Origin of the sequence: Mesorhizobium montanum (assembly GCF_033977145.1) — a bacterium.
GTDB lineage: Bacteria > Pseudomonadota > Alphaproteobacteria > Rhizobiales > Rhizobiaceae > Mesorhizobium > Mesorhizobium montanum.
In genome coordinates, this window is the sequence record NZ_JAVIJF010000005.1 from 266,981 (window position 1) to 292,064 (window position 25,084).

At 63.7% G+C, this 25,084-nt stretch carries 28 protein-coding genes; 19 read left to right on the forward strand and 9 right to left on the reverse strand.

Going from position 1 to position 25,084, the window contains the following annotated elements:
- The first annotated feature begins 247 nt into the window (after window positions 1–247).
- The 8 genes from RFM68_RS09160 to RFM68_RS09195 all read left to right on the forward strand — a co-directional run bounded on the left by RFM68_RS09160 (window position 248) and on the right by RFM68_RS09195 (window position 8,280).
- Window positions 248–2,998: a DUF2339 domain-containing protein gene (locus tag RFM68_RS09160; RefSeq protein WP_320232408.1), complete on the forward strand. Its 2,751-nt coding sequence runs from the start codon at window positions 248–250 to the stop codon at window positions 2,996–2,998.
- Window positions 2,999–3,058: 60 nt separating this feature from the next.
- Window positions 3,059–3,304 (forward strand): type II toxin-antitoxin system VapB family antitoxin, encoded by a 246-nt coding sequence (locus RFM68_RS09165; protein WP_320232461.1) that lies wholly within the window; start codon window positions 3,059–3,061, stop codon window positions 3,302–3,304.
- Window positions 3,304–3,723 (forward strand): type II toxin-antitoxin system VapC family toxin, encoded by a 420-nt coding sequence (locus RFM68_RS09170; protein WP_320232409.1) that lies wholly within the window; start codon window positions 3,304–3,306, stop codon window positions 3,721–3,723. The genes RFM68_RS09165 and RFM68_RS09170 overlap by 1 nt, the downstream gene beginning before the upstream one ends.
- 164 nt (window positions 3,724–3,887) lie before the next feature.
- Window positions 3,888–4,406 carry a sigma-70 family RNA polymerase sigma factor gene (locus RFM68_RS09175; RefSeq protein ID WP_320232410.1) on the forward strand — a complete coding sequence of 173 codons (519 nt, stop codon included), beginning with the start codon at window positions 3,888–3,890 and terminating at the stop codon, window positions 4,404–4,406.
- A complete protein-coding gene (locus tag RFM68_RS09180; RefSeq protein ID WP_320232411.1) occupies window positions 4,403–5,197 on the forward strand; it encodes an anti-sigma factor family protein in 795 nt (264 codons plus the stop codon). Before RFM68_RS09175 ends, RFM68_RS09180 begins: the two co-directional genes overlap by 4 nt.
- A 207-nt stretch (window positions 5,198–5,404) precedes the next feature.
- Complete coding sequence (locus tag RFM68_RS09185; protein ID WP_320232412.1) at window positions 5,405–6,502, forward strand: peptidase C39 family protein; 1,098 nt, start codon at window positions 5,405–5,407, stop codon at window positions 6,500–6,502.
- Window positions 6,503–6,506: 4 nt separating this feature from the next.
- Window positions 6,507–7,970, forward strand: coding sequence for a RimK family ATP-grasp domain-containing protein (locus RFM68_RS09190; protein ID WP_320232413.1), 1,464 nt, complete (start codon window positions 6,507–6,509; stop codon window positions 7,968–7,970).
- Between the two features lie 37 nt (window positions 7,971–8,007).
- Window positions 8,008–8,280, forward strand: a complete 273-nt coding sequence (locus RFM68_RS09195) for a DUF3303 domain-containing protein (RefSeq protein WP_320232414.1) — start codon at window positions 8,008–8,010, stop codon at window positions 8,278–8,280.
- Window positions 8,281–8,305: 25 nt separating this feature from the next.
- Here the strand turns inward: RFM68_RS09195 and RFM68_RS09200 are convergent, their stop codons facing one another.
- Window positions 8,306–9,229 (reverse strand): LysR substrate-binding domain-containing protein, encoded by a 924-nt coding sequence (locus RFM68_RS09200; protein WP_320232415.1) that lies wholly within the window; start codon window positions 9,227–9,229, stop codon window positions 8,306–8,308.
- Window positions 9,230–9,312: 83 nt separating this feature from the next.
- Between RFM68_RS09200 and RFM68_RS09205 the strand changes: the two genes are divergently transcribed.
- The gene (locus RFM68_RS09205; protein WP_320232416.1) at window positions 9,313–10,230 is read left to right on the forward strand and encodes a fatty acid desaturase family protein; all 918 of its coding nucleotides are present in this window, start codon (window positions 9,313–9,315) and stop codon (window positions 10,228–10,230) included.
- A gap of 17 nt (window positions 10,231–10,247) precedes the next feature.
- Here RFM68_RS09205 and RFM68_RS09210 read toward each other — a convergent pair whose 3' ends face one another.
- The 3 genes from RFM68_RS09210 to ygfZ form a co-directional block, all read right to left on the reverse strand.
- Window positions 10,248–12,389 carry an EAL domain-containing protein gene (locus RFM68_RS09210; protein WP_320232417.1) on the reverse strand — a complete coding sequence of 714 codons (2,142 nt, stop codon included), beginning with the start codon at window positions 12,387–12,389 and terminating at the stop codon, window positions 10,248–10,250.
- Between the two features lie 66 nt (window positions 12,390–12,455).
- Window positions 12,456–13,094: a YfbR-like 5'-deoxynucleotidase gene (locus RFM68_RS09215; protein ID WP_320232418.1), complete on the reverse strand. Its 639-nt coding sequence runs from the start codon at window positions 13,092–13,094 to the stop codon at window positions 12,456–12,458.
- Entirely contained in the window at window positions 13,094–13,957 is an 864-nt protein-coding gene (ygfZ, locus tag RFM68_RS09220; RefSeq protein WP_320232419.1) for a CAF17-like 4Fe-4S cluster assembly/insertion protein YgfZ, read from the reverse strand. Before ygfZ ends, RFM68_RS09215 begins: the two co-directional genes overlap by 1 nt.
- Before the next feature lie 85 nt (window positions 13,958–14,042).
- Between ygfZ and RFM68_RS09225 the strand changes: the two genes are divergently transcribed.
- From RFM68_RS09225 to RFM68_RS09235, 3 genes are all read left to right on the forward strand, one after another.
- Window positions 14,043–15,374, forward strand: a complete 1,332-nt coding sequence (locus tag RFM68_RS09225; RefSeq protein ID WP_320232420.1) for a dihydroorotase — start codon at window positions 14,043–14,045, stop codon at window positions 15,372–15,374.
- A gap of 148 nt (window positions 15,375–15,522) precedes the next feature.
- Window positions 15,523–15,747, forward strand: a complete 225-nt coding sequence (locus RFM68_RS09230) for a hypothetical protein (protein ID WP_112095792.1) — start codon at window positions 15,523–15,525, stop codon at window positions 15,745–15,747.
- A 67-nt stretch (window positions 15,748–15,814) separates the two neighbouring features.
- Window positions 15,815–16,528 (forward strand): nucleotidyl transferase AbiEii/AbiGii toxin family protein, encoded by a 714-nt coding sequence (locus RFM68_RS09235; RefSeq protein ID WP_320232421.1) that lies wholly within the window; start codon window positions 15,815–15,817, stop codon window positions 16,526–16,528.
- Between the two features lie 9 nt (window positions 16,529–16,537).
- Here RFM68_RS09235 and RFM68_RS09240 read toward each other — a convergent pair whose 3' ends face one another.
- The 4 genes from RFM68_RS09240 to RFM68_RS09255 all read right to left on the reverse strand — a co-directional run bounded on the left by RFM68_RS09240 (window position 16,538) and on the right by RFM68_RS09255 (window position 18,947).
- Window positions 16,538–17,329 (reverse strand): hypothetical protein, encoded by a 792-nt coding sequence (locus tag RFM68_RS09240; protein WP_320232422.1) that lies wholly within the window; start codon window positions 17,327–17,329, stop codon window positions 16,538–16,540.
- Window positions 17,330–17,460: 131 nt separating this feature from the next.
- Window positions 17,461–17,718, reverse strand: a complete 258-nt coding sequence (locus RFM68_RS09245) for a hypothetical protein (RefSeq protein WP_320232423.1) — start codon at window positions 17,716–17,718, stop codon at window positions 17,461–17,463.
- Between the two features lie 357 nt (window positions 17,719–18,075).
- Window positions 18,076–18,453, reverse strand: coding sequence for a TIGR02301 family protein (locus RFM68_RS09250; protein WP_320232424.1), 378 nt, complete (start codon window positions 18,451–18,453; stop codon window positions 18,076–18,078).
- An 83-nt stretch (window positions 18,454–18,536) separates the two neighbouring features.
- Window positions 18,537–18,947, reverse strand: coding sequence for an NUDIX hydrolase (locus RFM68_RS09255; protein WP_430694837.1), 411 nt, complete (start codon window positions 18,945–18,947; stop codon window positions 18,537–18,539).
- Between the two features lie 121 nt (window positions 18,948–19,068).
- Between RFM68_RS09255 and RFM68_RS09260 the strand changes: the two genes are divergently transcribed.
- Complete coding sequence (locus tag RFM68_RS09260) at window positions 19,069–19,830, forward strand: SOS response-associated peptidase (RefSeq protein ID WP_320232426.1); 762 nt, start codon at window positions 19,069–19,071, stop codon at window positions 19,828–19,830.
- A gap of 111 nt (window positions 19,831–19,941) precedes the next feature.
- On the opposite strand, the gene RFM68_RS09265 is transcribed toward RFM68_RS09260, so the two are convergent.
- The gene (locus RFM68_RS09265) at window positions 19,942–20,097 is read right to left on the reverse strand and encodes a hypothetical protein (protein ID WP_320232427.1); all 156 of its coding nucleotides are present in this window, start codon (window positions 20,095–20,097) and stop codon (window positions 19,942–19,944) included.
- Between the two features lie 391 nt (window positions 20,098–20,488).
- Here RFM68_RS09265 and cysS point away from each other — a divergent pair, with 391 nt between their 5' ends.
- From cysS to pip, 6 genes are all read left to right on the forward strand, one after another.
- Window positions 20,489–21,940 (forward strand): cysteine--tRNA ligase, encoded by a 1,452-nt coding sequence (cysS, locus tag RFM68_RS09270; protein ID WP_320232428.1) that lies wholly within the window; start codon window positions 20,489–20,491, stop codon window positions 21,938–21,940.
- A gap of 271 nt (window positions 21,941–22,211) precedes the next feature.
- Window positions 22,212–22,610, forward strand: a complete 399-nt coding sequence (locus tag RFM68_RS09275; protein ID WP_320232429.1) for an endonuclease domain-containing protein — start codon at window positions 22,212–22,214, stop codon at window positions 22,608–22,610.
- Window positions 22,607–22,993, forward strand: coding sequence for a VOC family protein (locus RFM68_RS09280; RefSeq protein ID WP_320232430.1), 387 nt, complete (start codon window positions 22,607–22,609; stop codon window positions 22,991–22,993). Before RFM68_RS09275 ends, RFM68_RS09280 begins: the two co-directional genes overlap by 4 nt.
- A 21-nt stretch (window positions 22,994–23,014) precedes the next feature.
- Entirely contained in the window at window positions 23,015–23,506 is a 492-nt protein-coding gene (locus tag RFM68_RS09285) for a GFA family protein (protein ID WP_320232431.1), read from the forward strand.
- A complete protein-coding gene (locus tag RFM68_RS09290) occupies window positions 23,503–23,979 on the forward strand; it encodes a GFA family protein (RefSeq protein WP_320232433.1) in 477 nt (158 codons plus the stop codon). Before RFM68_RS09285 ends, RFM68_RS09290 begins: the two co-directional genes overlap by 4 nt.
- Window positions 23,976–24,941 (forward strand): prolyl aminopeptidase, encoded by a 966-nt coding sequence (gene pip / locus RFM68_RS09295; protein WP_320232434.1) that lies wholly within the window; start codon window positions 23,976–23,978, stop codon window positions 24,939–24,941. The genes RFM68_RS09290 and pip overlap by 4 nt, the downstream gene beginning before the upstream one ends.
- Window positions 24,942–25,084: the final 143 nt, after the last annotated feature.

The following is a 25,084-nucleotide window of genomic DNA, read 5'->3' on the forward strand; positions in this document are numbered from 1 at the left end:
GGTCACCTCACGGCATTTCCTTCGATCGCACGAGAATAGCACGAGTATTTCGTGACCGAAGTCACGCGATCTCGCCGGCAAACGCGGGCAGTCGAGGCGGCCTGATATGGGATAAACCGGCAAGTTGCTGGCAATCGGCGACGAAACATGCTCGATCTTGTTAGTCGGCAAGACGCGCTGATTTGGAGCAGCCGTCTCATTGCCGCATTTGTTGGCCACGACTGGTCTGGTTTTGAGGGAAACCGCCATGTTTTTCAGCCTGATCGCCATTGCCGCCGTCATAGCTCTTTTCGTCATCGTTTCACGTCAGCAGAACCGCATCGCGCTGGTCGAGCGCGAGCTCGCCGTCCTGCGCGGCCTGGTGCAGCCGGGGGCGCCCAGCGCTGCCGACGCCGCACAAGAAGGTGTTCCCGAGAAGGCCGGACCGGCCGCGGTCTCTGTCGCGCCATTGGCCGACGACACGGCCGCGGCCGAAGAGATCGTCGCGAAGCCCGAGGCCGTCGAAGGCGACGCCGTGGCTGGCCCCTGGACGAAGGGCAAGACGAGCCCGGCGCAATCCGCCGAGCCGTCCGCACCGCCGCAACCTGCCTCCGTCGCCGAGACGCCCGCGGCGGGGTCGCCCGCGCCCGCAAAGGCGGCGCGCCAGACCGACGTCGAAACGGCGCTGGGCACGCGCTGGGCAGTCTGGGTCGGCGGCATCGCGCTGGCGCTCGGTGGCCTGTTCCTGATCCGCTACACCATCGAGGCCGGCATTTTCGGCCCCGGCGTGCGTCTCACCATGGCGGGCATCCTCGGCCTCGCGCTGATTGCCGGTGCCGAATTCATCCGCCGCACCGGCTTCAAGGTGCCGGTACAGGGCGCCGCCGGCGCCTATATTCCCGCGGTCCTGACCGGAGCCGGCGCCTTCATCCTGTTCGGCACCGTCTATGCCGCGCATGGCATCTACAGCTTCATCGACCCGGCGCTCGCCTTCACCTTGCTAGGCGCCATCGGCATCGCGGCCATTGCCGCTTCCCTTGTGCATGGCTTGGCGCTGGCCGGCATCGGCCTCGTCGGCGCCATGGTCACGCCGGCGCTGGTTTCCTCGCAGGCGCCCAATCCCTGGGCGCTGTTCGTCTATCTGGCGATCGTGCTTGCGGCGACCGCGGCAACCGCGCGCATCCGTGACTGGAAGGCGCTCGTGGCTGCCGCTTTCGCCGGCAGCGGTATCTGGACCGTTCTTTACATGGTCGACGCGCCGGACGTGAACCTCGCCGCCGTCCTGTTCATCAGTCTGGCCACGCTTGCCGTGCTTGCCTTCGTCTGGCTCGCTGGCCGTGACGCAGCTGTGCGCGGCTTCGACTGGCCGTCGATCGTGCCCGGCTTCTTCATCGCCCTGAGCGCGATGGGCCTGTCCGTGGATCCGGCTTTTGCCAGCGCCGGCGATGCCTTGCACGGCGCGGTCCTCTTGGCCGCGCTGGTCGCTGTGCCGCTCTACCGGCCGCGTGCGCTTCCGCTCGTCTTTGCCGCCGGCGTCGCGACGGTGCTGATCTATCTCGGCATCATCCCGCCCGCCACGATCGGGGCGGACGCGCTGGATGTCGGGCTGGACGCTCAGCCCTTCGCGTCGTCCGACACCTTGACTTTCCGCATCGGCATCGCGCTTGGCCTGATCTTCCTCGCCGCGGGCTTCTGGGCGGCACGCCGCCTTGCCGCCACCGCTTCGGTGCGCGCGGCTTGCTGGGCGGCCTGGGGTGTCATTGCCCCGCTGGTCGTGCTCCTGGCGCTGTGGCTGACCTTCGGCGATATCGACCGTGACCTCGGCTATGCGCTGCCGGCGCTGTTGCTGATGCTGGCCTTTGCCGCCGGCGGCGAATGGATCGCGCGCGCCGAGGAGCCGCCGCTGGCCGGCGGCTCGGCCTTGTCATTCGCGCTCGGTGGCGCCGGCGTCGCCGGCCTGCTGATGCTGCACATGGCGTTCGGTTCGGGCTGGACGACTGTGCTTTTGGGTGCAGCAGCGGTCGTCCCGGCGCTGGCCACGCGCTGGCGGTCATACCCCGTGCTGGGCTGGATCGCGGTGGGCGCGGCGGTTGCCGTGCTTGGCCGTATCGCCTTCGATCCGACCATCGTCGGCGCGGCGTTTCTGTCCAGGACGCCGGTCTTCAACTGGCTGCTGCCGGGCTACGGCGTGCCGGCGCTCGCCTTCGGCTTCGCAGCCTGGCAACTCGCCCGCACCACCAACGGCCGGCCGCGCCTTGCCATGGAGGCTGCCTCGGCGCTGTTCGCGCTGCTCACCATTGCCATGTTGGTGCGCCACGCCATGCATGGCGGCGTCATCGACACCGGCACCATGACGCTTGCCGAACAGGCGATCTACACGCTGGTCGCGCTCGGCGCCGGCGCCATACTGGTCGCCATCGACATGCGCTCGCCAAGCTCGGTTCTGCGCTATGGGTCGATGGCTGCCGGCGTGGTCTCAGCCGGCTTGATCGCCGTTCAGCATTTCGTGGTGCTCAACCCGCTGCTGACCGACGAGTCGACCGGTACGATCCCACTCTTCAACCTTTTGTTCCTCGCCTATCTGCTGCCGGCCATAGCCGCCGGCGCGCTGGCGCTCTATGTCCGCGACAAGCGTCCGAGGTGGTACGCGGCGATGCTGGCATTGATCGCCTCGCTGCTTGCCTTCGCCTATGCGACGCTATCGGTGCGCCGCCTGTTCAAGGGCGAGTTCATCGCCTTGTGGAGCGGGCTCGGCCAACTCGAGACCTACACCTATTCGGCGCTCTGGCTGGTCATCGGCGTGGCGCTGCTCACCGCCGGCGTCTGGCTGAAATCGCAGGTGCTGCGCATCGCGTCCGCGGTGCTGATTGCGGTCGCGGTGGTGAAGGTCTTCCTCTTCGACATGTCGGAACTGGAAGGCGTACTGCGCGCTCTCTCCTTCATCGGTCTGGGTGCTGTGCTGATAGGCATCGGCCTGTTCTATCAGCGGCTCTTGACGCGGGCGGCGAGGGCGACCTGATGGCTCAACCTTGTTTGAATATCCAAAATGGAATATATGAATATTCGATTGGAGATATTCATGCCGCTTTACATTCGCGATGACGAGGTCGACGCTCTGGCGACAAAATTGCAGCGCGAGACCAATGCTTCGAGCAAGACGGAAGCCGTACGAACCGCGCTTTTGCATGAGTTGGAGCGCAATCGCGCTCGAAAGCCGCTGCGAGAAAGAATTGCTGTACTGCAGGCGCAGGCAGCCTCTGCATTGGGACCGTTCGATCCTGACTTCGACATGAAAGCGTTCACGGACGAGATGTGGGAGGATTGATGTTCGTCGATGCGTCGGTGATCGTTGCAATCCTCGCGAAGGAACCCGGCTGGGAGGAATTGCTGAAACGGATTCTCGATACCACGGGTCCGATTCATCTTTCAGCCCTGGTCAGGGTCGAGGCGACAATGGCATTTGGCCGACTGAGCGCAGGGACCAAAAAAAAGCCGAGCCCCGAAATGCTGTCGGCGGCACGCGATCTGGTGGACACCTTCATCGCCGAAATTGATGCTCGCAATGTGTCTGTCGACGAAGACATCGGCACCCGAGCCTTGGATGCCAGCATTCGCTACGGCAAGGCGGTCGGCCATTCGGCTGACCTTAATTTCGGAGATTGCTTCGCTTACGCCTGCGCCAAGGCGCTCGACGTTCCGCTGCTCTACAAAGGCGGCGATTTCCTGCAAACGGATTTGGCATAAATCTTAACGTCGACAACCGGATAGCCGGGAATAAACCGGCTTCCGCCGTCGTTATTCACGTGCTTGGGTAACCGCAGCGGTTGGGCCGCTTCGCTCTGACTGCTTGCACCGCGCCGGAAAGGCGCGTTCTATCAGGACGGAAAGCGACCTCGAAACAAGCGGTCATGGACGACAAAAAGGCAGCGATCCTGAGCGAAATACCGCGGTTGCGGCGCTATGCGCGCTCGCTGCTGCGCGAACGGGATTCCGCCGACGATCTCGTCCAGGATTGCCTGGAGCGGGCTCTCGTGCGGCTCGACAACTGGCAGACTGGCGAGAGCCCCCGGAGGTGGCTGTTTACGATCATGCATCACTTGTTTATCGACCAGATGCGGAAGGTCAACCGGCGCGGCGAGGCGGCGATGCTGCCTCTCGAAGCCGGTGAAGCCCAGGCCGCGCCCGCCGATCAGGTCGAGACCATCGCCTCGCGCGAGATCATGGATGCCTTGCAGGCGATCAGCCCCGATCGCCGCGCGGCACTGGTCATGGTCGCCATCGAGGGCTTTTCCTATGCCGAGGCCGCCAACATCCTCGGCGTGCCGGCCGGCACGCTGATGTCGCGCATCGCGCGCGGCCGCGAGGAACTGCGCGGTCTGCTCGACGACTCGTCGCGCCGCCGCTCGATAAGGGTCGTCGAGAAATGACCCGGCGCGATTTTTCCGAACGCGATATCCATATGGCCCTCGACGGCGAGCTGCCGGGCGACGAGCGCATGGCTTATGACGCCTGGCTCGAGGCCAATCCCGAGATGAAAGCAAGATCCGCGCGCTACATTGCCGATCGCGCCGCCATGCGCGCCGCCCTGGCGGGCGTGATGGACGAGCCGGTGCCGGCGAGGCTGCGGCAGGCAGTGTTTGGCCAAGCGCCCGCGAAGGCGCCTGCCTGGCGCTCGCGCTGGTGGCTGTCGGCTGCCGCTGCCGTGGTGCTGGCGGTCGGTGGGTTCGGCGGCTATGTCGCCGGTATCGACAGCGTCGACCGTGGCGGCGACGGCGACGACCAACTCGCCGAGCAGGCGATCGCCGCCCATGTCATCTACGCCGCCGAGAAGCGCCATGCCGTCGAGGTCCCGGCGAGCGACAAGGATCATCTCCAGGCCTGGCTGTCGAACCAGATCGGGCTGAAGCTGGTTGCGCCCGATCTGGCGGCCGAGGGCTTCGAACTGATGGGCGGCCGGCTGCTGCCGGCCGGTGGTCAGGGCAAGGCGGCGATGCTGCTCTACGAGGATGCCAAGGGCGAACGCATTTCGCTCTTCGTCACCGCCGAATCGTCCGCGACGTCCAAGGGCACCTATACGGCCGAGGCAGGCAGTCCGGAGGCGGTTTACTGGCTCGACAAGGGTTATGCCTGCGCCGTTGTCGGCTCGCTGCCGCCGGAGCGGCTGTCGGATGTCGCAAAGAGCGCCTATGGCCAGCTCCTAGCCGGCATATCGAGCTGAACCGGCTGCGTTTTTCGGCGGCCGGCAGTCCTTAGAACGGCAATTCTGTTTAAACAGTTTGCCCTTTCCTGCCGCCGCGCAACCTGTCACAATTCGGCCCAAATCAAGGAGCGATAGCGCTTGATGAATACCGGCGGTTCGGCCGGTGTTTGCGACACATCCGCCGGGGCCGTTTCCACAATCCAATCGAGGTTTTCCCAAGCCCGCATGCCTGCCGAGATTCGAAAGGCCCGCGCGTCAGACGTCGATGACCTCGCCGCCATCGAGAAGGCTGTCTTTCCGGGCGACAGGCTCTCGCGCCGTTCCTTCCGCCAGTTCATCGAACGCGAAACCGCCGAGATGCTGGTGGCCGAGAACGAGGGCCGCGTCGCCGGCTATGCGGTGGTGCTGTTCCGCAAGGGCAGCGGTGTGGCGCGGCTCTACTCCATCGCTGTCGGCCCTTTCTTCAGCCGGCTCGGCCTCGGCCGTCTTCTGCTGGCGGCTGCCGAGGACGCGGCCTTCGAGCACGACCGGCTGCTGCTGCGCCTAGAAGTGCGCGAGGACAATGATCGCGCCATCCGCATCTACGAGCGGGCCGGCTATCGAAAACTGGGCCGCGAGCCCGACTATTACGAGGATGGCGCCACGGCGCTACGTTACGAAAAGACGCTGCGCGGCGACACGCCGACGGCGACCAAAGTTCCGTTCTACCAGCAGACCTGCGAATTCACCTGCGGCCCGTGCTGCCTGATGATGGCGATGGCCAATTTCGACGGTGGCTTCGTGCCCGATCCGGTGATGGAAATCCGCTTGTGGCGCGAGGCCACCACCGTCTTCATGATGTCGGGCCCGGGCGGCTGCGAGCCTTTCGGCCTGGCGGTCTCCGGCTACGAGAGCGGACTTGCCGCCGAGATATTCGTCTCCTTCTACGGCGCGCTGTTCCTGCAGTCGGTGCGCAGCGAGGACAAGCGCCGGGTCATGGAGCTCGCCCAGGTCGATTTCCGCCGCCGCGCCGAACTTTACGGCATCCCCGTCAATTACCGTCCGTTCGGCATTGGCGACATCCGTGACGCTCTGGCCGAGGGCAAACTGGTGGTGGTGCTGATCAGCGGCTTCCTGATGTTCGGCAAGAAGGTGCCGCATTGGGTGCTGGCCATCGGCGACGATGGCGACCATATCCTGATCCACGACCCGTGGGTCGAGGATGAAAGGCAGGAAACGATTCTCGATGCCGCGAACATTCCGGTGCCCTACGACATCTTTATGAACATGGCGCAGTTCGGCCGCGACGGCTTGCGCGCCGCCATCACTCTGGGAAAACGCTGAGACAATGACCTGGGTCATCTTAACAGGCAGGCAGAACGATCTCGATCAGGTGGCCACACCCCACAAGATCATCACCAACCGCGACTACCTCGCGCATCCGGCGCTGTTCCGCGGCCAGCGGCCGAAGGTGATCAACCTGTCGAACAATTACGGCTATCAGAGCCGAGGCTACTATGCCTCGCTGCTTGCAGGCTCGCGCGGCCACAGGGTGATCCCGACCGTCGAGACCATGATCGACCTCTCGGAGCGCAAGCTCTACGAGCACGCGCTGCCCGAGCTCGAGCTCGCACTCAACAAATGCCGCAAGGACCTCGGCGGGACTTTTCCGGCGAAGGCCGCGATCTTTTTCGGCATCGGCCCGTCGAAAATATGGGACCGTTTCGCCAAGCTCTTGTTCGACTGGTTCCGTGCTCCGGCGCTCGAGGTCCATATCAAGGACAGCGCCGAATGGGCCTCGATCCGCAAGATCGGCTTCCTGCCGCTCGCCCGCATGACCGAGGACGAGGAAGAATTCTTCCTGCAATGCCTGGACACCTACACCAATCGCGAATGGCGCGACACCAAGGGCCGCACGCCGGCGCGCTATACGTTTGCGACGCTGGTCGACCCGCATGAGGAACTGCCGCCGTCGGAGATTTCCTCGCTGCGCTATTGGGCGAGGATCGCCGAGAAGATGGGCGTCGAAGTCGAGCCGATTACCAGGAAGGATCTCGCCAAGCTCGCCAATTACGACGCACTGTTCATTCGCGAGACCACATCGATCTCCAACCATACCTACCGCTTCGCGCGCCGCGCCCAGCAGGAAGGCATGCCGGTGATCGACGATCCGCTGTCGATGATCCGCTGCACCAACAAGGTCTATCTCAACGAGCTGATGACCTACAACAAGGTGCCGGTGCCGCCGACGGTGATGATCGCCGGCACGTCCGACTTCGAGGTGGCGGCGCAGGCGCTTGGCTTCCCGCTGGTTCTGAAGATCCCGGATTCGTCCTTCTCGCGCGGCGTCAAGAAATGCGAGAACATGCTCGAGCTGACCAAGCTCGCGACCGAGTGGCTGGAAGATTCCGATCTGCTGATCGCGCAGAAATTCATTCCGACCGAATATGACTGGCGCGTCGGCGTGCTCGGCGGCCAGCCGCTGTTTGCCGTCCATTATCTGATGGCCAAGAAGCACTGGCAGATCGTCAACCACAAGGCCAGCGGCAAGCCGGACCAGGGCGGCATAAAAACCTTCACGCTGAAGCAGACGCCGCCGCATGTCGTCGAGACGGCGGTCCGGGCGGCAAAGTGCATCGGCGACGGCCTCTACGGCGTCGACCTCAAGGAAACCAAGGACGGGGTCTTCGTCATCGAGGTCAACGACAATCCCAATCTCGACCATGGCTGGGAGGATTCCGGCGAGAAGGACGAGCTCTGGGTGCGACTGACGCAATGGTTTCTGGAGCGCCTGGAGAGACCAGATAAGTAGCGGCCGGAGAAGTAATCGTCTGCATTGAGGGAAGAGAATGCTGTTTTTCGTGATCGAGGATTATCGCGGCTGCGATCGTAAGGAAATCTACCGCCGCTTCCGTGAGAGTGGCCGGCTGAAGCCCGACGAGCTCATCGTCCATCACAGCTGGATTGCTGGCGACATGAGCCGTTGCTTCCTGCTCGTGGAAACTGACGACGTCACAATCCTGCAGCGCTGGGCGATCGAGTGGAACGATCTGGTCGAGTTCGAGATCGTACCGGTGGCGACCAACAAGGATATGGTCACGGCCTTGGCCGGACACCTTTGAGCGGGCTTATCTTGATCGCCATTTTTCAAATTGACAGGGCGTCGAGCACCGGTGACTTGACCGCGCGCCGGCATTCCTCGATCAGCCATTCACGGAACGCCGCCACGACATCGCGCCTTGCGCTGCGCTCAGGGATGGTCAGGCAATAAGGCTGGCGCAACTTCAAGGATCGGGCACCAGGCCGGACCAGCCGGCCGTCTTCCAGCGCCTGCGCGCAGTAGACGCCTTGCGCCAGCGCCACGCCCAGTCCTGAAATGGCCAGATCGAGCGCTGCCCGCGACGAGTTGGCCGAAAGGCCGCGCTGTGTCGCGCGGCCCGGCTCGCTCCCCGCCGCCTCGAACCAGTTGCGCCAGGATGGAAAGGATGCACCGGTCGGTCCCCAATCGGTGTGAACGAGCGGCAGGCCTGCAAGGCTGTCGGATTTGATCGCGCCGGCGAGCATCGGCGCGCAGACGGGGTAGACGGCATCCCTGACGATCTCCTCGGTCGGATGCTCCCGATAATGCGGACCGTAAGAGAGGCGGATGTCGATCAATTCATGATCGAACGGCACCGGATCGTCATCGCCCCTGAGCGATATGTCGGCGGCGCCATGGCCGGCAACAAAGCCGGCGAGGCGCTCCGAGAGCCAACCCATCGCCATGGAGGGCGGCACCGAGACGACGAGCCTTGGCGGGAACGCATCGCCGCCGACATCGCGCGCGACACTGCCGATTTCCCGGAAGGCCATGCTGAGCCTCGGCAGCATCTCCACCCCGGCCTCGGTAAGCACCGCGCGGCGGTTGACCCGGTGGAACAGTCTTCGCCCCATCTGCTCCTCGACGGTGCGGATGAGCTGGCTGACGGCGGCGGCCGAGACCGACAGCTCCTCCGCCGCGGCCGCAAAGCTGCCTGTCCGCGCCGCCGCTTCGAAGGCCTGAAGTCCGCGCAAGGAGGGAAGGGCGACCATGGCGATCCAAAGATAAGGTAGCCTTATCTATTTTGCAGAAATCCTCGTTTTTCGAAAGGTTTATTTCTGGGTATCGTAGTTTCATGAACGCAATCGATCGGCACGAAACCGTCGACCATCGCCACGTGATAGCCTCGCTGACGAATGAGGAGCGCGGCCGGCTGACCGGCAAATCGGATGGGCCGGGCCTTGTCCAGCTTGCTCTGCATCTCGGCGCGATCATCGTTCTTGGCCTGCTGATCGCGGCACAAGTGCCGTTCTGGCCGCTGCTGATGCTGCCGCAGGGCGTCCTCATCGTGTTCTTGTTCACATTGCTGCATGAAACCGTGCACAGGACGGCGTTCGAAACGCAGCGGCTGAACGATGTGGTCGCGCGTCTCTGCAGCCTGGCGGTCGCGCTGCCCGCCGACTGGTTCCGCTTTTTCCACTTCGCCCATCACCGCTTCACCCAGGACCCCGAGCACGATCCGGAACTGGCCTTCCCGAAGCCCGAGACCTTGCGGCAATACATCGTCCATGTCTCCGGGCTGCCGGTGTGGTGGGGCCATTTCAAGACGCTCTACACCAATGCGACCGGCGGCTGCCGGGACAGTTACGTGCCGCCAAAGGGCTTGCCGAAAGTAAAGGCCGAGGCGAGGGCGATGATCGCCTTCTACGTCGTCCTGCTGGCGCTTGCCGTCTGGTTCAAGGCATCCGTGCTGCTCTATGTCTGGATCGTGCCGGCGCTGCTCGGCCAGCCCTTCCTGCGGCTTTATCTGCTGGCCGAGCACGGCCGCTGCCCTTTCGTCGCCAACATGCTCGAAAACACCCGCACGACACTGTCCAACTGGTTCGTGCGCAAGCTCGCCTGGAACATGCCTTATCATGCCGAGCACCACGCCTATCCCGGCGTGCCGTTCCACCAACTGCCGGAATTCCACCGGTTGATCGAGCGCCATCTCAAGGTGGTCGAGCCCGGCTATGTGAGCTTCCACGAGAAATACATCGAGACGCTGCGCTGATTGGCGAGGGCTGGACGTCAGCCTGACTGGCGCTGCAGTGTCTGCGAGCGCAGCAGCCGGGTCATGTCGGACGCCTTGGCCGGCACGCCGATCAGATAGCCTTGCGCCTCGCCGCAGCCGGCTTTGCGCAGCATGTCGAGCTGCGCTTCGGTCTCGACCCCTTCGGCGGTGACGGTGATGCCGAGCTCGGCGCCGAGCCCGATCACCGTGCGCACGATCGCCGCCGTGTCGCGCTTGTCGGAGTCGCGGATGAAGGAGCGGTCGATCTTGATCTTGTCGACGGGGAAGCGTCGCAGATAGCCGAGCGAGGAATAGCCTGTGCCGAAATCGTCGAGCGCGATGCGCACGCCGAGACCGCGCAATTGGCTCAGCGTCTTCAGCACCGCGTCGCTTTCATCCATCATCACCGTTTCGGTGATTTCGAGCTCCAGGCGGTTGGCCGGCAGGCCGGAAAAGGCAAGCGCCGAGATCACGCTACGGGCGAAGCCGCCGCTCTTGATCTGCGCGGCCGAGACATTGACGGCCATGTGCATGTCCGGCGGCCAGTTCGCTGCCACGTTGCAGGCCTTGCGCAGCGCCCAGTCGCCGAGTTGCACGATCAATCCCGTCTCCTCGGCGACGGCGATGAAGTTTTCCGGCGACACCAGCCCGCGCGACGGCGAGCGCCAGCGCATCAGGGCTTCCGCGCCGACGATTTTGCCGGAGCCGATGTTGAGGATCGGCTGGAAATCGAGCTCGAATTCGCGCTTGGGGAGTGCCGCTTCAAGATCGACCTCGAGCGCCCGGCGCTCCCGCATCAGGGCATCCATGCCCGGTTCGAAAAAGCGATAGACATTGCGCCCTTCGCTCTTGCCCCGGTAGAGCGCCATGTCGGCGTTGGTGAGCAGCGTATCGGCATCATGCCCGTCGCCGGGATGGAGCGCGATGCCGAGACTCACGCCCACATGCATTTCGCGCCCCTTGTCGCGATAGGGCTTGCCGATGATCTCGACGATGCGCTTGGCGAGCTTTTCGGCGTCGGCGGCGCTCTTGATGCCGAACTGGATGATGGCGAACTCGTCGCCACCGAAGCGCGCCACCACGTCCTTGCTGCTCCGCACGGCGTGCTGCAGCCGCTTGGCAACGCACTTCAGCAGCCAGTCCCCGGCCGGGTGGCCGAATGTGTCGTTGACGGCCTTGAAGCGGTCGAGGTCGAGCGAGAAGATCGCCAGCGGCCTGGCCTTGGGCTCGCCAAGCACCTGGTCCAGCCGTTCGCGAAACATCGAGCGGTTGGGCAGATTGGTCAGCGTGTCATGATGCGCAAGATGGGTCATGCGCTCTTCGGTGCGCCGCCGTTCGGTCACGTCCTCGAAGGTGGCAACCCAGCCGCCTCCGGCGAGCGGCCGGCGAGAGACAAAGAGCGTGCGGCCGTCGACAAGCTCGCGATAGCTCGAACGCGACTGGCCCGCCTCCAGGGCCGCTTTCGTCTTTCCCACCTCGACGTCGACTTCAATAGGCACGAAGATGCCGAGACGAACGAGTTTCTCCAGCATCTGGCTGTGCGTCATGCCAAGCGCGAAATCCGCGGCCTTGGCGTTGCACAGGTCCAGGAAGCGCTGATTGCGCACGATCAGGCGGCCCTGAGCGCTGTACATCAGCAGGCCTTGCGACATGTTGGCTAAAGCGGCGTCGAAGCGGCGGTGCTGCTCTTTCAATTCCGCTTCGGCGCGCCGCTGTTCGGTCACATCCTGGTAGATCGACACCCAGCCGCCAACGGCGATCGGCCGGTGCGAAATGACGATGATGCGCCCGTCCGACAGAACTTCCTCATAGGTCGAAGGTTTGGCGCCGTCGATGTAAGGCTTGCGGATAGCATAGAGCTCGCTGGCGCTCTGCGAAGCGACGCCGATGTCGACGCTGTGCTGCAAGATGTCGAAGAAGCGAATGCCAGGCTTCACCACTTTGGCGTCCAGGTTGAAGATGTCGATGTAGTTACGGTTGCAGATGATCACCCGCTCATCGGCGTCGAACATGCACAGCCCATGCGACATGTTCTCGACAGCGGCCGAGAAACGCTCGTTTTGCGCGCGCAGTTCCTCCGCTATTCGCCGCGCCGGACCAATGCCGGCCGCCTTCCGCCGGCCAGCGGCCGAACCAGTCTTGACATGTGCGCCAGGCATGAAGCACGCCTTCGGACGGTAACCGAACGCAATACTGTCCTAGTCGCTGGTTAATTTAGCGTTCTTTTATGGGACTGAATTCACGACAAGCGAAGACTGGCGCCCGCCTTCCAGCGTCTTGAAACGCTTGAGAAAAGCCGTCTGCGCCCAGGTCACGGATTTTGGCGTGAAGTCGAAACGATCGGCGGAGAAGCCGCGCGGCCGGCCGAAATACTCGGTCGCCTCGGCGGTCGAAAAGCCGGCAAGCAGCGTCGCCTCGTAATAGGCGGCGATCTGGTCGGCGCGCTTGATGTCCTTGTGCAAGGTCGCGGCAAGCTCCGCCGGCAGCGAGAAGCGCAGATGGATGGCGTGCTGCAGGCGCAGCTCGCAGTCCTTGTAGGAACCGCCCATGACCGACTTGAAGGGTGAGATCATATCGCCGATGACATATTCCGGCGCGTCGTGCAGCAGCGCGGCGAGCCGCGCCTCGGCCGTGGCCTGTGGCGCCAACTCGCCATAGAGCGCCTCGACCAGCAGCGAATGCTGCGCCACGGAAAAAGCGTGATCGCCGCTGGTCTGGCCGTTCCAGCGGGCAACGCGGGCAAGGCCGTGCGCAATGTCGGCAATCTCGATGTCGAGCGGCGATGGATCGAGCAGGTCGAGCCGCCGGCCGGAAAGCATGCGTTGCCAGGCGCGCGGCGGCGCGCCGGCCCGGTCGGCCGCCATCAAGCCTCCTCCGCGCCGACCGCGTCCCGTGGGAAGGAGAACTTCGCCCATGCGGGAATCGCGAGCGTTACTGGAACCTCGCCCGCCAGGATTGCCTCGCCGGCATCGAGCGCCGCCTTGACGCGGTCGATGCGGGCGATGGCAAGACCGGTACGGTCGCCGGCAGAACCGAGCGCGCCCACCGGCCGGCCGGCAATTGTGAGCTCGGTTCCCGAAGCGGGCAGGGGGCTGTCGGCCGATGCGATCAGCACACGTCGACGCGCGGTGCCGCGGTGCTGCATGCGTGAGACCACTTCCTGGCCGATGTAGCAGCCCTTCTTGAAGCCTACGCCGCCGGTTTCGTCGAGCAGCACGTCGTGCGGGAAGGCATCGCCGAGCTGGTAGTCGCTGCCGCTCTCGGCGATGCCGTTGGCGATGCGCAGGGCCTGCCAGGCATTCGCATCGGCACCGTCCTTTGCTTCGCCGCCATAAATACGCCTTACCGACACATCGCGGAAGCGCATGTCGGCGAGCGCCGTTGAATCGGAAGGTGAGGCGGTTGAATCATCGCCCCATGCGACCGTGACAAGCGCCTGGTCCTGCTTGGCAATATCGGCCTTGGCCCTCAGCCGGTAAAGCATCAGCCGACGCATGAAATCGTCGGCGATGTCGGCGCGGCATTCCAGCTGGAAACCGTGATCGCTGGCGCGCGAGATCAGGAAATCGTACAGGATCTTGCCTTGCGGCGCCAGCAGCGCACCGGGCTTTGCCTGGCCGGGGCCAAGTGTGTCGAGATCTGTGGTGAGGATGTTCTGTAAGAAATGCTCGGCCTCGGGGCCTGACACGGAAATGAGCGAGCGGTCTTTGAGTTGGGCAAAGGGCATGAGCGTAAAATCGGCCTGATCTTGCAAAACGTTTGGTCATTACGTAAGCCGGCCACACTCCCCCCGCAAGAGATTGGACCTGCCCATGGCAACCACCTTCGACCTCATCCTGACAGGCGGCACGGTGGTCAACCATGACGGCGAGGGTTTTCGCGACGTTGGCGTCAAGCATGGCCGCATCGCGCGGATCGGCGATCTTAGCCAGGCCTCGGCCGGCGAAACCATCGACTGCACGGGCCTGCACATCCTGCCGGGCGTCGTCGACAGCCAGGTGCATTTCCGCGAGCCGGGGCTGGAGCATAAGGAGGATCTCGAAACCGGCTCCCGCGCCGCGGTGCTCGGCGGTGTCACCGCCGTCTTCGAGATGCCCAACACCAATCCGCTGACCACCAGCGAGGCGGCGCTTGCCGACAAGGTGCGCCGCGCCACCGGCCGCATGCATTGCGACTTCGCCTTCTGGGTCGGCGGCACGCGTGACAATGCCGGCGATGTCGGCGAACTGGAACGGCTGCCGGGAGCGGCCGGCATTAAAGTATTCATGGGTTCGTCCACCGGCGACCTTCTGGTCGAGGACGACGAGGGCGTCGCTTCGATCCTCAGGAACACCCGCCGCCGCTCCGCCTTCCACTCGGAGGACGAGTTCCGCCTGCGCGAACGGATCGGCGAACGCATCGAGGGCGATCCGTCGTCGCATCCGGTCTGGCGCGACGAGATCGCGGCACTGCGCTGCACCGAGCGCTTGGTGCGTATTGCAAGGCAGACGCGCGCGCGCATCCATGTGCTGCACGTCTCGACGGCCGAGGAGATCGTCTTCCTCGAACAGCACAAGGATGTGGCGACCTGTGAGGCGACGCCGCATCATCTGACGCTGAGCGCCGACGACTATGCGCGGCTGGGCACGCTGATCCAGATGAATCCGCCGGTGCGGGCCTCGCGCCACCGCGACGGCGTCTGGCATGGCATTTCGCAAGGCATCGTCGATGTCCTGGGGTCCGACCACGCACCGCACACGCTGGCCGAAAAGGCAAAGACCTATCCGGCCTCGCCGTCGGGCATGACCGGCGTGCAGACGCTGGTGCCGATCATGCTCGATCATGTGAATGCCGGCCGGCTCACTCTGCAGCGCTTCGTCGACCTTTCCAGTCACGGCCCGCAGCGCATCTTCGGCATGGCCAGAAAAGGCCGCATCGCCGCCGGCTACGATGCCGATTTCACGGTTGTCGATATGAAGCGGCGCGAGACCATCACCAACGCCCAGGCCGGCTCCAAGGCCGGTTGGACGCCCTATGACGGCAGGCAGGTGACCGGCTGGCCCGTCGGCACCATCGTGCGCGGCAGCCGCGTCATGTGGGAAGGCGAGATCGCGACACCCAGCCAGGGCAGGGCGGTGGAGTTCTCCGAGGCGCTGCCGGCCTAAAGCGCGTCGCGATGAAACGGATTCATGCGACGCGCTTTAAGTCTTTGTTTTGATGCATGTCGTTATCCCAAAACCGCTGCGCACTTTGGGCGACATGCATTAGGCGTTATTGGATTTCTTAAATGCTCTGCATTATGTTCAGAGGGCTATGACCGCGAATATTGCGCCGATCATTCCTGCAGAATTTCCCGAACTCCAGGCACTCGCTTGGAACCGCGATGTCGCGCGCCCGATCCCCGCAAAAGAGGCCTTTGCGCTTTACGAACGCAATTGGCGCTTTGTCGACCAAAAGCGCCTTACGGCACGTGAGAAGCTGCTTATCATGAAATTGGCTGACGAATTTGGCCACGGTATCCTTCTGACCACATCGTGATAATTCATCTTGTTGTCCTCGACGCGCGCAACCGTTGCGCCGGACAGGAATACCGCGGGCAGAGATCATGAAGGCGTTCAGAAAACCGGAACATAAGACAATTGCCGAAGCCCTCAGATTGATGGATCGTGATTTTCTGACGGCCACCCAATGCTGGTTTGGCGGTGGCACGGCCATCGTCATGAAGCTTGACGAGTATCGCCGGTCACTGGATTTGGATTTCCTTTGCGCCGACGCGAGCGGCTACCGCGAGCTGCGAACACGAGCATCGGAACTCGGCGTTCGGGCTTTTTTCCCTGAGCCCGTCGAAGCCATCCGGGATTTCCAGATCGACCAATATGGCCTGAGGACAGTGGTGCGCCTGAGGGGCCAACCGATCCGGTTCGAAGTCGTCCGCGAAGGCCGCATCGATTTGCGCGGTCATTTCGACGATGATTTGGGGATACCGGCCCTCGTTCCCGCAGACATGTTTGCCGAGAAGCTGCTGGCGAATGCCGATCGATGCCAGGACCGTGCAACAGCATACCGAGATGCTTTCGATCTCGGTATGCTGGTCAAGGCGTATGGGCAAATCCCGACCGAAGCCCTCGATAAGGCGCAAATCGCCTATGGCCCCGACATCGAACGCAAAGTCGCCTGGGTCGTGAGCAAGCTCGGGGACAAAGGCGAATTAGGCGACGCGGCCGACGTTCTGCAAATGGATGTCACGGTGGGAACCGACGCTATTTCGACCTTGCGAAAGGAAGCGGCTCGCCTATGGCCGGAGGCCGCCGAGAGATGAGTTCCTAGCTCAATCCCCCGCGACGAAGAACAGCCACTGGCCGGTCGGCGTGATGCCGACGCGGTAGAAGATGTAGGCGCCGAACTGTTTCATGTCGTCATAGTCGCTTGCAGTGACCAGCTTGAACAATTCGACACGCTGCCTGGGATCGAGCTTGTCGAGCGGCAGCGCGAAGAAATACGGCCAGACATAAAGTTCCTGCGGCGTGCCGGTGTCGAGATGGACGTAGCCGGCCGAAAGCACCTCTTCCAGGATGGCGAGGATTTCCTGGCCGTCGCCGTCGCCCGAGAGGCTTTTGAGAAAAGTGACCGGGTCGCCGTCGATGTCGCCCAGCGACAATTGCGTCATCCCATCGCCCTTGCCGATCAGCGGCCTCAGCTTCTCGATGTCGCCGGTCCGGCAGGCCTCGATGATCAGCCCATGCATGCGCTTGACCGGTTCGGGAAGCGTGTTGAGGTCGTAGACGACCGTGGGTGGCGGCGCATCGGGATCGGCGCGCGGGCTGGTGACGCCGCCATTGGCGGGCGGCGTTTGCGGCTCTGACTTGTCCGTGTCGTCGGCCGGCTGGCCGCTGTCCGAGGGCTTGGTGCCGGGTGCCTCAGGCATCGGCATGGTGGCGCCGGGCGCGGCGCTGTCGCCGTTGGCGGGCGGGGTGACCGGGGAAGGCAGGTCCTCGCGCTGGATTTCGCTAAGTGCGTAGGAAGGCGTGGCGGTGAGGCACGGAAGCAGCGCCAGGCAGGAAGCGGCGATCAGGATGTTGAGGGCCAGCCCGCGCGGCCGGCCTGACATCGAAAATCCCACCGCTTGCCTCTCCATGGTTCCCGGACTCGGTCCCGGCCGGCGCCCCGAATGTCCAAGCGCACGGGCATGATGCCCAAACGGTGCGTCGCCGTCAAAAGTCAACGTCAAAAAGTCGCTGTCAAAGCAGGTGGCTAGTGCTTGAGCCGTTCCGGCTCGAAGGCGCCGCCAATCACCTTTTCCCGCATGCGGTCGAGCAGGGCGAGCGCCGAGGTCTCGCCATTGGCGCGCAACATCTCGCCGAAGGCGGTCTCCAGCGCTGCTTCGGCGATGATTTCCGGTTCGATGCCGGCCGACAGTCCCTCGGCCCAGGCTTCGCTGTGGCTCTCCACGGCGGTCAGGCGCTTTTCTTCCCTGACCAACGCGTCGATGTCGCTGACACCATGTTCCATTGCGATGTCCACCTTCTGCAAGCGGCGATCCGACCGAATGGATCTGGCTTGGCCTGTCAGTTCGTCCCGCAGCCTCAACTAAGTCTTTGTAAATACGACATTTTTAGGGTCGAAATCTACTTTGCTGGCGAGACTGCCCTCAATCGGTGCCGAGCTTAGCCGATTAGACCGGCTTGCGGCATCAAAACCTTCAGTTTGAGTTAATTCCACAATTGCGCGCTAACGTTTCATTAACGCTGTTGCGCAAGTGCAACACCATGATTGCACCAGAGCGGGACAGGAGACAATAAGGCACGTCACATTGGCCACCGATTGTCACAGAAATCCGCGCAAAACGCGGCCGCCGCCGATCCGGCCTCAATTGCCGTAGCGGGAAGCTATGTCGCGCGACAACGTCTCGCCTTCCTTCAAGTAGCGGGCGATAGCCTCGGTCGCCGAAGGCGTGCATTGGGTATAGGTGTCGCTGAAGGAGCGGTAGCCGCGATTGAAGGACGCGATAAAGCGGGCGCGCCGCTCGGGATCGGGGTTTTCCGATTCGAGCAGCTTTTCCATCTCGACCCGCCACTGGTCGCCCCTCTCGCCGCAGAGATTGCGCAGGAAATGCAGCGAGCCGAGCACTTCCGCCAGCCGCATCAGCCCCGGCTCGAAAGGCGCCTCGGCCGCGAGCGCCGGGCGCGCCGCGACAGCCATGCTGACGGCAAGGCATGCGGCAAGAAAGGGCGAGGCACGGGTCATCAAAGCCTTGGCGTGAGGGAGCTAAAGCTTTGTGGCGAAACATTTTGTCGCCTGCAAGGCGATTTTCGGCTTGGCCACGCGTCCTAAACAGGTCCGAGCAATTCCGCGGCGACCGAGAACACATCGCCGGCAAGCGGCATCGCGGCCATCTCCGCCAGCGTGTAGAAAGCCGCGGTCTCGGCATCGTCGCTGGCTATGGGTTCGCCTCCGGCATAGGCCGCGCCGAACACCGTCAGCAGATAGTCGACCGGGTGACCTTCGCCGCTGCCGTCGATATGGATGTCGCGCAGTGGGCGGTAGTCGGTAGCCGTTAGCCCGGTCTCTTCCTGCAACTCCCTCGCCGCGGCCTGCGCGAGCGTTTCGCCCGGCTCGACCTTGCCGCCGGGATAGGCATAGAGCCCTTGCGACGGCGCCCGCGCACGCTTGACCAGAAGCACCGTGTCACCGCGCACGACGGCGACGGAAACGGCCGGTATGATCTTGCGCTGTTCCATGGGGTAGCCGAGTTTCTCCCGCATCCTGTTGTGGACCGATTGGCCCGACCTGGTTTTAGCCGTTGCAGCGTGGCGGTTCCATCGCCACTTTCATTGCACATTAATCCAAGAACCCAGATCCATGTGCGGACGCTTTGCCTTGACCGCCACGCCGGACCAGACCGCCGCCTTGCTTGGCCTGGCGGAGCTGGAGGAATTCCCGGCGCGCTACAACATCGCGCCCACCCAGCCGGTGCTGATGGCGCTCGCCGCCCCACAGCGGGAGCCTGGCTCGAATCTGCCGGACCGGCAGGCGATGCTGGTGCGCTGGGGCCTGATTCCGACCTGGGTCGAGGACACCAAGGCGTTTCCGCTGCTCATCAACGCCCGCTCCGAAGGCGTGCTGCAGAAGGCCTCGTTCAAGACGGCCATGCGCCACCGTCGCGCTCTTGTGCCGGCGTCGGGCTTCTATGAATGGCAGCAATCGGGCGGCAAAAAGGGCCAACCTTACTGGATCCGGCCGAAGCAAGGCGGAGTGATCGCCTTCGCCGGGCTGATCGAGACCTATGCCGAACCGGGCGGCTCCGAGATGGACACCGGCGCGATTCTCACGATTGAGGCCAATGCTGGCATCGCCCATATCCATCACCGCATGCCGGTGGTGATCGAGGAACGCGACTTTGGCCGCTGGCTCGATTGCCGCACGCAGGAGCCGCGTGACGTGCTCGATCTGCTGAAGCCGGCCGAGCTCGATTTCTTCGAAGCGATTCCGGTTTCCGACCTTGTCAACAAGGTCGGAAACACCGGGCCTGAGATTCAGGAGCGCGGCATCGTCGAGCCGCAAGCCGAGAAGGTCAGGCGCCAGAAGCCTGGCGCGGACGAAAACCAGATGAGCTTGTTTTAGCGAAGGCTGCTTGCCTCTAGAGGCTGCTTTTGGGGCCTTCATCTCCTGGGGCTGGTTGGCGCCCTCATCGCCGGCGTCTCCATCATTGGAGACTGCGCCGGTCGTGCCGTTTCAGGCGGCGCGTGGCGAGATGATCTTCTGCGCCGGCTTCTTCTTCTTCGCGGTGTGGAGAAGAGCCGCGACGATTGCCGCCGGGCCGATCGCGCGGTAGTGGCTGGCCAGTGCGGGCTGCGTTTGTCGGTTCTGTTCCTGCTTGTTGCGAGCCATTGTTCTCTTCCCTGGTAACGGTTTCGTGTTCGGCGTTTGGCGGCTGATTCCGACCAAATCGTGACATCTGGCGGTCTAGCCGGCGAATGTTTCATCACTGTGCCGACATGTTTAATAAAATGTTTCGGCCTGTTTTTACCTGTGATCCAACGACATCTTTCCTGAGTGGAGCGACTTGACGGCAACACCTGCCAGCGCGATAAAGCCGCCCATGAAAACGTCTTTCGCCATTTGTGGCATTTGCATTATTGGCTAGCCTCGCGCTGGTCCGGACGTTTTCGCCTCATCTTTCCCTAGAGTGGACAAACGCCCCGGCCAGCAGGCTGGAGCCCGATTTGCGCCTGCGGCGCAAGAAAGGCTCCGACCAATCCAAGGGATCGGAAGGGCACGCATGTCTGACGCATCGAAGGGCCTCAGCCTCTACAACACGCTAACGCGGAGGAAGGAGCGTTTCGTTCCGATCGATCCGCAAAATGTGCGCATGTATGTCTGCGGCCCGACCGTCTACGACTTCGCCCATATCGGCAATGCGCGTCCGGCGATCGTCTTCGACGTGCTCTTCCGTCTGTTGCGCCAACTCTACGGCCAAAGCCAAGTCACGTATGTGCGCAACATCACGGACGTCGACGACAAGATAAATGCCCGCGCGCTGCGTGACTTCGGCGGCGACATCGCAGCCGGAAAGCTGTCGCTCAATGACGCCATCCGCCAGGTCACCGAAAAGACCGCCGACCAGTACCACAAGGATGTCGCCGCGCTCGGCTGCCTGCAGCCCACCTACGAGCCGCGCGCCACCGAGTTTGTAGCGCCCCGCGCTGACGGCAAAGCCGACATGCTCTCGCTGATCCGCCAGCTGATCGAGCGCGGCCACGCCTACGTCGCCGGCGGCGAGGTGCTGTTCGACACCGCCTCGATGCCGGATTACGGCGAGCTGTCGAAGCGCAATCTCGACGAGCAGCAGGCGGGCGCGCGCGTCGCCGTCGACGCGCACAAGAAGAACCCCGGCGACTTCGTGCTGTGGAAATTATCGGGCCCGGAAGAACCGGGCTGGGACAGCCCATGGGGCAGGGGCCGGCCCGGCTGGCACATCGAATGCTCGGCCATGTCGGCCGCCTATCTCGGCGAAATCTTCGACATCCATGGCGGTGGGCTGGACCTGATCTTCCCGCACCATGAGAACGAGATCGCCCAGTCGCGCTGCGCCCACGGCACCAGGGTCATGGCCAATGTGTGGATGCACAACGGCTTCCTGCAGGTCGAAGGCCAGAAGATGTCGAAGAGCCTCGGCAATTTCTATTCTATCCATGAACTCTTGGAGACCGAGACCTTCGGCGGCCGCACCTGGCCGGGCGAGGTGCTCAGGCTGGCGATGCTGATGACGCACTACCGCGAGCCGATCGACTTCTCGGTGCGCAAGCTGGAGGAGGCGGAAAACACGCTGCGCAAATGGAAGCGCGCGGCAGACCTCGCGCCCGCGGCCGCGAAGGACCTGCCGGCCGAGGTGGTGGAAGCGCTCTCCGACGATCTCGCCACCTACACTACCTTCCAGCGGCTGACGCAGCTCGCCGGCGAGGCGATGGAGTTCACTGGCACCGGCGAGAACGCCGTCGCCGCATCCCTGAAGGCGGCGCTCGCCTTCCTCGGCTTCGATGTTGGTGCGGCCAAGGTAGACGAGGCGGCTGTAGCTAAGGCGATCGTCGATCGCCTTGCGCTGATCGCGGCGAAGAACTGGGCCGAAGCGGATCGCGTGCGCGACGAGCTTCTGGCGCAAGGCGTGCAGTTGAAGGACGGCAAGGACCCTGCCACCGGAGGGCGCGTGACGACCTGGGAGATCAAGCGGTGAGGAGGCTTGGGCGATTGGCGAAAGCGCCGGTGACGGCCAATCTCCCCCCTTGCGGGGGAGATGTCCGGCAGGACAGAGGGGGGTGTGAAGGAACGCCATCGTTCAAATCTGTCCGCTCTCGAACCTGCCATTCCCTGAGAGCACAGTGCTCTCCAATTGGTACGTCGGCGGGACAGCACCCCCCTCTGTCCTGCCGGACATCTCCCCCGCAAGGGGGGAGATCAGCTGTCGCGTGCGGTTTCGCCAATCTCCAGCGTGGGATGGCCTGACCATGGGCCACGACCTCGTTCCATCCCGTCAGCGCAAGAACGCCAAATCCATGCGGCGCTCGATGACCGATGCCGAGCTGAAGCTTTGGAACGAGTTGCGTGCTCATCGGCTGATGGGGATGAGCTTTCGGCGGCAGGTACCGGTAGGACCTTACATTGTTGACTTCGCCTGCTCGGCGCATCGCCTCATAGTCGAGGTCGACGGCAGCCAGCACGCTGATGCGGAGCACTTACGACACGACGAGGCAAGAAGCGTGTACCTAAGCGCCAGTGGCTGGACCATCCTGCGCTTCTGGAACGACGACGTGATCCGCGATATCGACAATGTCTGCCAGCACATCGTCATCGTGGCCGGCCTGGCCGATGCGCCCGCGCCATCAACGGAGGAGCTTGTCGCATGATCGATCATCTCGGCATCAATGTTTCCGATTTCGACGCATCCAAAACCTTCTACGACAAGGCGATGGCGCCGTTGGGGGCATCGCTGCTCTACATGGTGCCGGAAGAATATACCGGCGGCGCCAAGGTTGGCGGCTATGGCCGTGACCGGCCGGTGTTCTGGCTGCAGGCCAGCACGCAGGCGCCGAGGACCCATCAGCATGTCGCCTTCACCGCGCGCAGCCGCGCCGAGGTCGACGCCTTTCATGTGGCGGCTCTCGCCGCCGGCGGCAGGGACAATGGCGGACCCGGCCTGCGGCCGCACTACCACCCCAACTATTACGGCGCCTTCGTCTTCGATCCCGACGGCAACAATGTGGAGGCGGTCTGCCATGACCCGGAGTGAGCCCATGATCCGGAGTGTGCGATGAGCCTCGACAACCGGCCGATCTACACGGGCGGCTGCCAGTGCGGCGCCGTGCGCTTCCGCGTCGAGGGTGCGCTGGGTGACGCCTCGGTCTGCCATTGCCGCATGTGCCAGAAGGCGAGCGGCAATTTCTATCTGCCGCTGGTTTCGGTGCGCGGCGCCACGCTCGACTGGACGCGCGGCGAACCAAAACGCTTCCGCTCGTCCAATGCCGCCTGGCGCGGCTTCTGCGCCGAATGCGGCACGCCGCTGACCTTCGAGGCATCGGACGGCATGGCGCTGGCGATCGCCGCCTTCGACGATCCGGCCGGAATCGCGCCCACCATCCAGTGGGGCGTCGAGGCGAAGCTTCCCTATGTCGACGGCATCGCGAACCTGCCGTCAGAAGAGACGATGGGCGATGTCTCGTCGGCGCCTTATCTCGCCGAACTCGTCTCCTATCAGCATCCCGATCACGACACCGACCAATGGCCGCCGGAGGAAAGACCATGATCGATCAAGTTCGAACAGGCGGCTGCCAGTGCGGCGCCGTGCGCTTCCGCATCAAGGGCAAGCTCGGGCGCCCGTCCATCTGCCACTGCCGCATGTGCCAGAAACAGTTCGGCAATTTCTTCGGCGCGCTGGTGACGGTGCCGAAGGACGGCGTCGAATGGACCCATGAGGAGCCGAGCTACTTCCAGTCCTCGGTCAACATCGACCGCGGCTTCTGCGCCCGCTGCGGCACGCCGCTGACCTATCGCCAGCCGGGCGCCTTGGAGATCGCCATCGGCGCTTTCGACGACCGCTCCGACCTCGCGCCGCAGATCCAGGTCAACTACGCGGTTCGCCTGCCCTGGGTGGAGAAGATCTTCGAGGCGCCGGTCCACGACGATCCCGATTTCTATCGGCGGCAGGAGCAGATCATCTCCTTCCAGCATCCCGACCACGAGACGGCCAACTGGCCGCAGCAGGGCTTGAAACTATGACGATCCACAGCAGTTCCTTGCGCACCCTCTATCCGGAGATCGAGCCGTTCGAGAGAGGCGTGCTCGATGTCGGCGATGGCCACACCATCTATTGGGAGCGCTCCGGCACCAAAGGGGCCAAGCCGGCCGTGTTCCTGCATGGCGGCCCCGGCGGCACCATCTCGCCGAAGCACCGGCGCCTGTTCGACCCGAAACTCTACGATGTCATCCTGTTCGACCAGCGCGGCTGCGGCAAGTCGACACCCAACGCCTCGCTTGAGGCCAACACCACCTGGCATCTGGTCGCCGATATCGAGCGCCTGCGCGAGATGGCGGGCTTCGACAAATGGCTGGTCTTCGGCGGTTCCTGGGGCTCGACACTGGCGCTTGCCTATGCCGAGACGCATCCGGAGCGCGTCAGCGAATTGGTCGTGCGCGGCATCTACACGCTCACCCGCGCCGAGCTCGAATGGTATTATCAGTTCGGCGTCTCCGAGATGTTCCCCGACAAATGGGAGCGCTTCCTGGCGCCGATCCCCGAGGCCGAGCGCGGCGACATGATGGCCGCCTACCGCAAGCGGCTGGTTGGCTCCGACCGCAAGGCGCAGGTAGAGGCAGCCCGCGCCTGGAGCATCTGGGAAGGCGAGACGATCACGCTGCTGCCCGAGCCTGAAACCAGCGACCCGTTCAGCCAGAATGACTACGCGGTCGCCTTCGCCCGCATCGAGAATCATTATTTCGTCCATGCCGGCTGGCTGGAAGAAGGGCAGTTGCTGCGCGACGCCTGGAAGCTCAAGGACATCCCCGGCACCATCGTCCACGGCCGCTATGACATGCCGTGTCCGGCGAAATATGCCTGGGCGCTGCACAAGGCCTGGCCGAAGGCGGATTTCCATCTCATCGAGGGCGCCGGCCATGCTTATTCGGAACCGGGGATACTCGATCGGTTGATCCGGGCGACGGATAAGTTTGCGGGGAAATGACGATGCCAAGCCGCACCCCCCTCTGTCCTGCCGGACATCTCCCCCACAAGGGGGGAGATTGGCTGTCAGGTCGGCTTTCGCAAATTTTCGACATCGCAGGAGGAGATGCGACGTTCGAACTGCTGATCTCCCCCCTTGAGGGG

What these genes read in the sequence shown, in the direction of transcription:
- RFM68_RS09160 (WP_320232408.1), top strand. Translation starts at nt 248, where the DNA reads ATGTTTTTCAGCCTGATCGCCATTGCCGCCGTCATAGCTCTTTTCGTC.
- RFM68_RS09245 (WP_320232423.1), bottom strand. Translation starts at nt 17,718, where the DNA reads ATGGAACATGGTGTCAGCGACATCGACGCGTTGGTCAGGGAAGAAAAG.
- RFM68_RS09260 (WP_320232426.1), top strand. Translation starts at nt 19,069, where the DNA reads ATGTGCGGACGCTTTGCCTTGACCGCCACGCCGGACCAGACCGCCGCC.
- RFM68_RS09180 (WP_320232411.1), top strand. Translation starts at nt 4,403, where the DNA reads ATGACCCGGCGCGATTTTTCCGAACGCGATATCCATATGGCCCTCGAC.
- RFM68_RS09280 (WP_320232430.1), top strand. Translation starts at nt 22,607, where the DNA reads ATGATCGATCATCTCGGCATCAATGTTTCCGATTTCGACGCATCCAAA.
- RFM68_RS09205 (WP_320232416.1), top strand. Translation starts at nt 9,313, where the DNA reads ATGAACGCAATCGATCGGCACGAAACCGTCGACCATCGCCACGTGATA.
- pip (WP_320232434.1), top strand. Translation starts at nt 23,976, where the DNA reads ATGACGATCCACAGCAGTTCCTTGCGCACCCTCTATCCGGAGATCGAG.
- RFM68_RS09190 (WP_320232413.1), top strand. Translation starts at nt 6,507, where the DNA reads ATGACCTGGGTCATCTTAACAGGCAGGCAGAACGATCTCGATCAGGTG.
- RFM68_RS09175 (WP_320232410.1), top strand. Translation starts at nt 3,888, where the DNA reads ATGGACGACAAAAAGGCAGCGATCCTGAGCGAAATACCGCGGTTGCGG.
- RFM68_RS09210 (WP_320232417.1), bottom strand. Translation starts at nt 12,389, where the DNA reads ATGCCTGGCGCACATGTCAAGACTGGTTCGGCCGCTGGCCGGCGGAAG.
- RFM68_RS09200 (WP_320232415.1), bottom strand. Translation starts at nt 9,229, where the DNA reads ATGGTCGCCCTTCCCTCCTTGCGCGGACTTCAGGCCTTCGAAGCGGCG.
- RFM68_RS09195 (WP_320232414.1), top strand. Translation starts at nt 8,008, where the DNA reads ATGCTGTTTTTCGTGATCGAGGATTATCGCGGCTGCGATCGTAAGGAA.
- RFM68_RS09265 (WP_320232427.1), bottom strand. Translation starts at nt 20,097, where the DNA reads ATGGCTCGCAACAAGCAGGAACAGAACCGACAAACGCAGCCCGCACTG.
- RFM68_RS09165 (WP_320232461.1), top strand. Translation starts at nt 3,059, where the DNA reads ATGCCGCTTTACATTCGCGATGACGAGGTCGACGCTCTGGCGACAAAA.
- RFM68_RS09285 (WP_320232431.1), top strand. Translation starts at nt 23,015, where the DNA reads ATGAGCCTCGACAACCGGCCGATCTACACGGGCGGCTGCCAGTGCGGC.
- RFM68_RS09255 (WP_430694837.1), bottom strand. Translation starts at nt 18,947, where the DNA reads ATGGAACAGCGCAAGATCATACCGGCCGTTTCCGTCGCCGTCGTGCGC.
- RFM68_RS09215 (WP_320232418.1), bottom strand. Translation starts at nt 13,094, where the DNA reads ATGGCGGCCGACCGGGCCGGCGCGCCGCCGCGCGCCTGGCAACGCATG.
- RFM68_RS09250 (WP_320232424.1), bottom strand. Translation starts at nt 18,453, where the DNA reads ATGACCCGTGCCTCGCCCTTTCTTGCCGCATGCCTTGCCGTCAGCATG.
- RFM68_RS09230 (WP_112095792.1), top strand. Translation starts at nt 15,523, where the DNA reads ATGACCGCGAATATTGCGCCGATCATTCCTGCAGAATTTCCCGAACTC.
- ygfZ (WP_320232419.1), bottom strand. Translation starts at nt 13,957, where the DNA reads ATGCCCTTTGCCCAACTCAAAGACCGCTCGCTCATTTCCGTGTCAGGC.
- RFM68_RS09170 (WP_320232409.1), top strand. Translation starts at nt 3,304, where the DNA reads ATGTTCGTCGATGCGTCGGTGATCGTTGCAATCCTCGCGAAGGAACCC.
- cysS (WP_320232428.1), top strand. Translation starts at nt 20,489, where the DNA reads ATGTCTGACGCATCGAAGGGCCTCAGCCTCTACAACACGCTAACGCGG.
- RFM68_RS09275 (WP_320232429.1), top strand. Translation starts at nt 22,212, where the DNA reads ATGGGCCACGACCTCGTTCCATCCCGTCAGCGCAAGAACGCCAAATCC.
- RFM68_RS09290 (WP_320232433.1), top strand. Translation starts at nt 23,503, where the DNA reads ATGATCGATCAAGTTCGAACAGGCGGCTGCCAGTGCGGCGCCGTGCGC.
- RFM68_RS09235 (WP_320232421.1), top strand. Translation starts at nt 15,815, where the DNA reads ATGAAGGCGTTCAGAAAACCGGAACATAAGACAATTGCCGAAGCCCTC.
- RFM68_RS09225 (WP_320232420.1), top strand. Translation starts at nt 14,043, where the DNA reads ATGGCAACCACCTTCGACCTCATCCTGACAGGCGGCACGGTGGTCAAC.
- RFM68_RS09185 (WP_320232412.1), top strand. Translation starts at nt 5,405, where the DNA reads ATGCCTGCCGAGATTCGAAAGGCCCGCGCGTCAGACGTCGATGACCTC.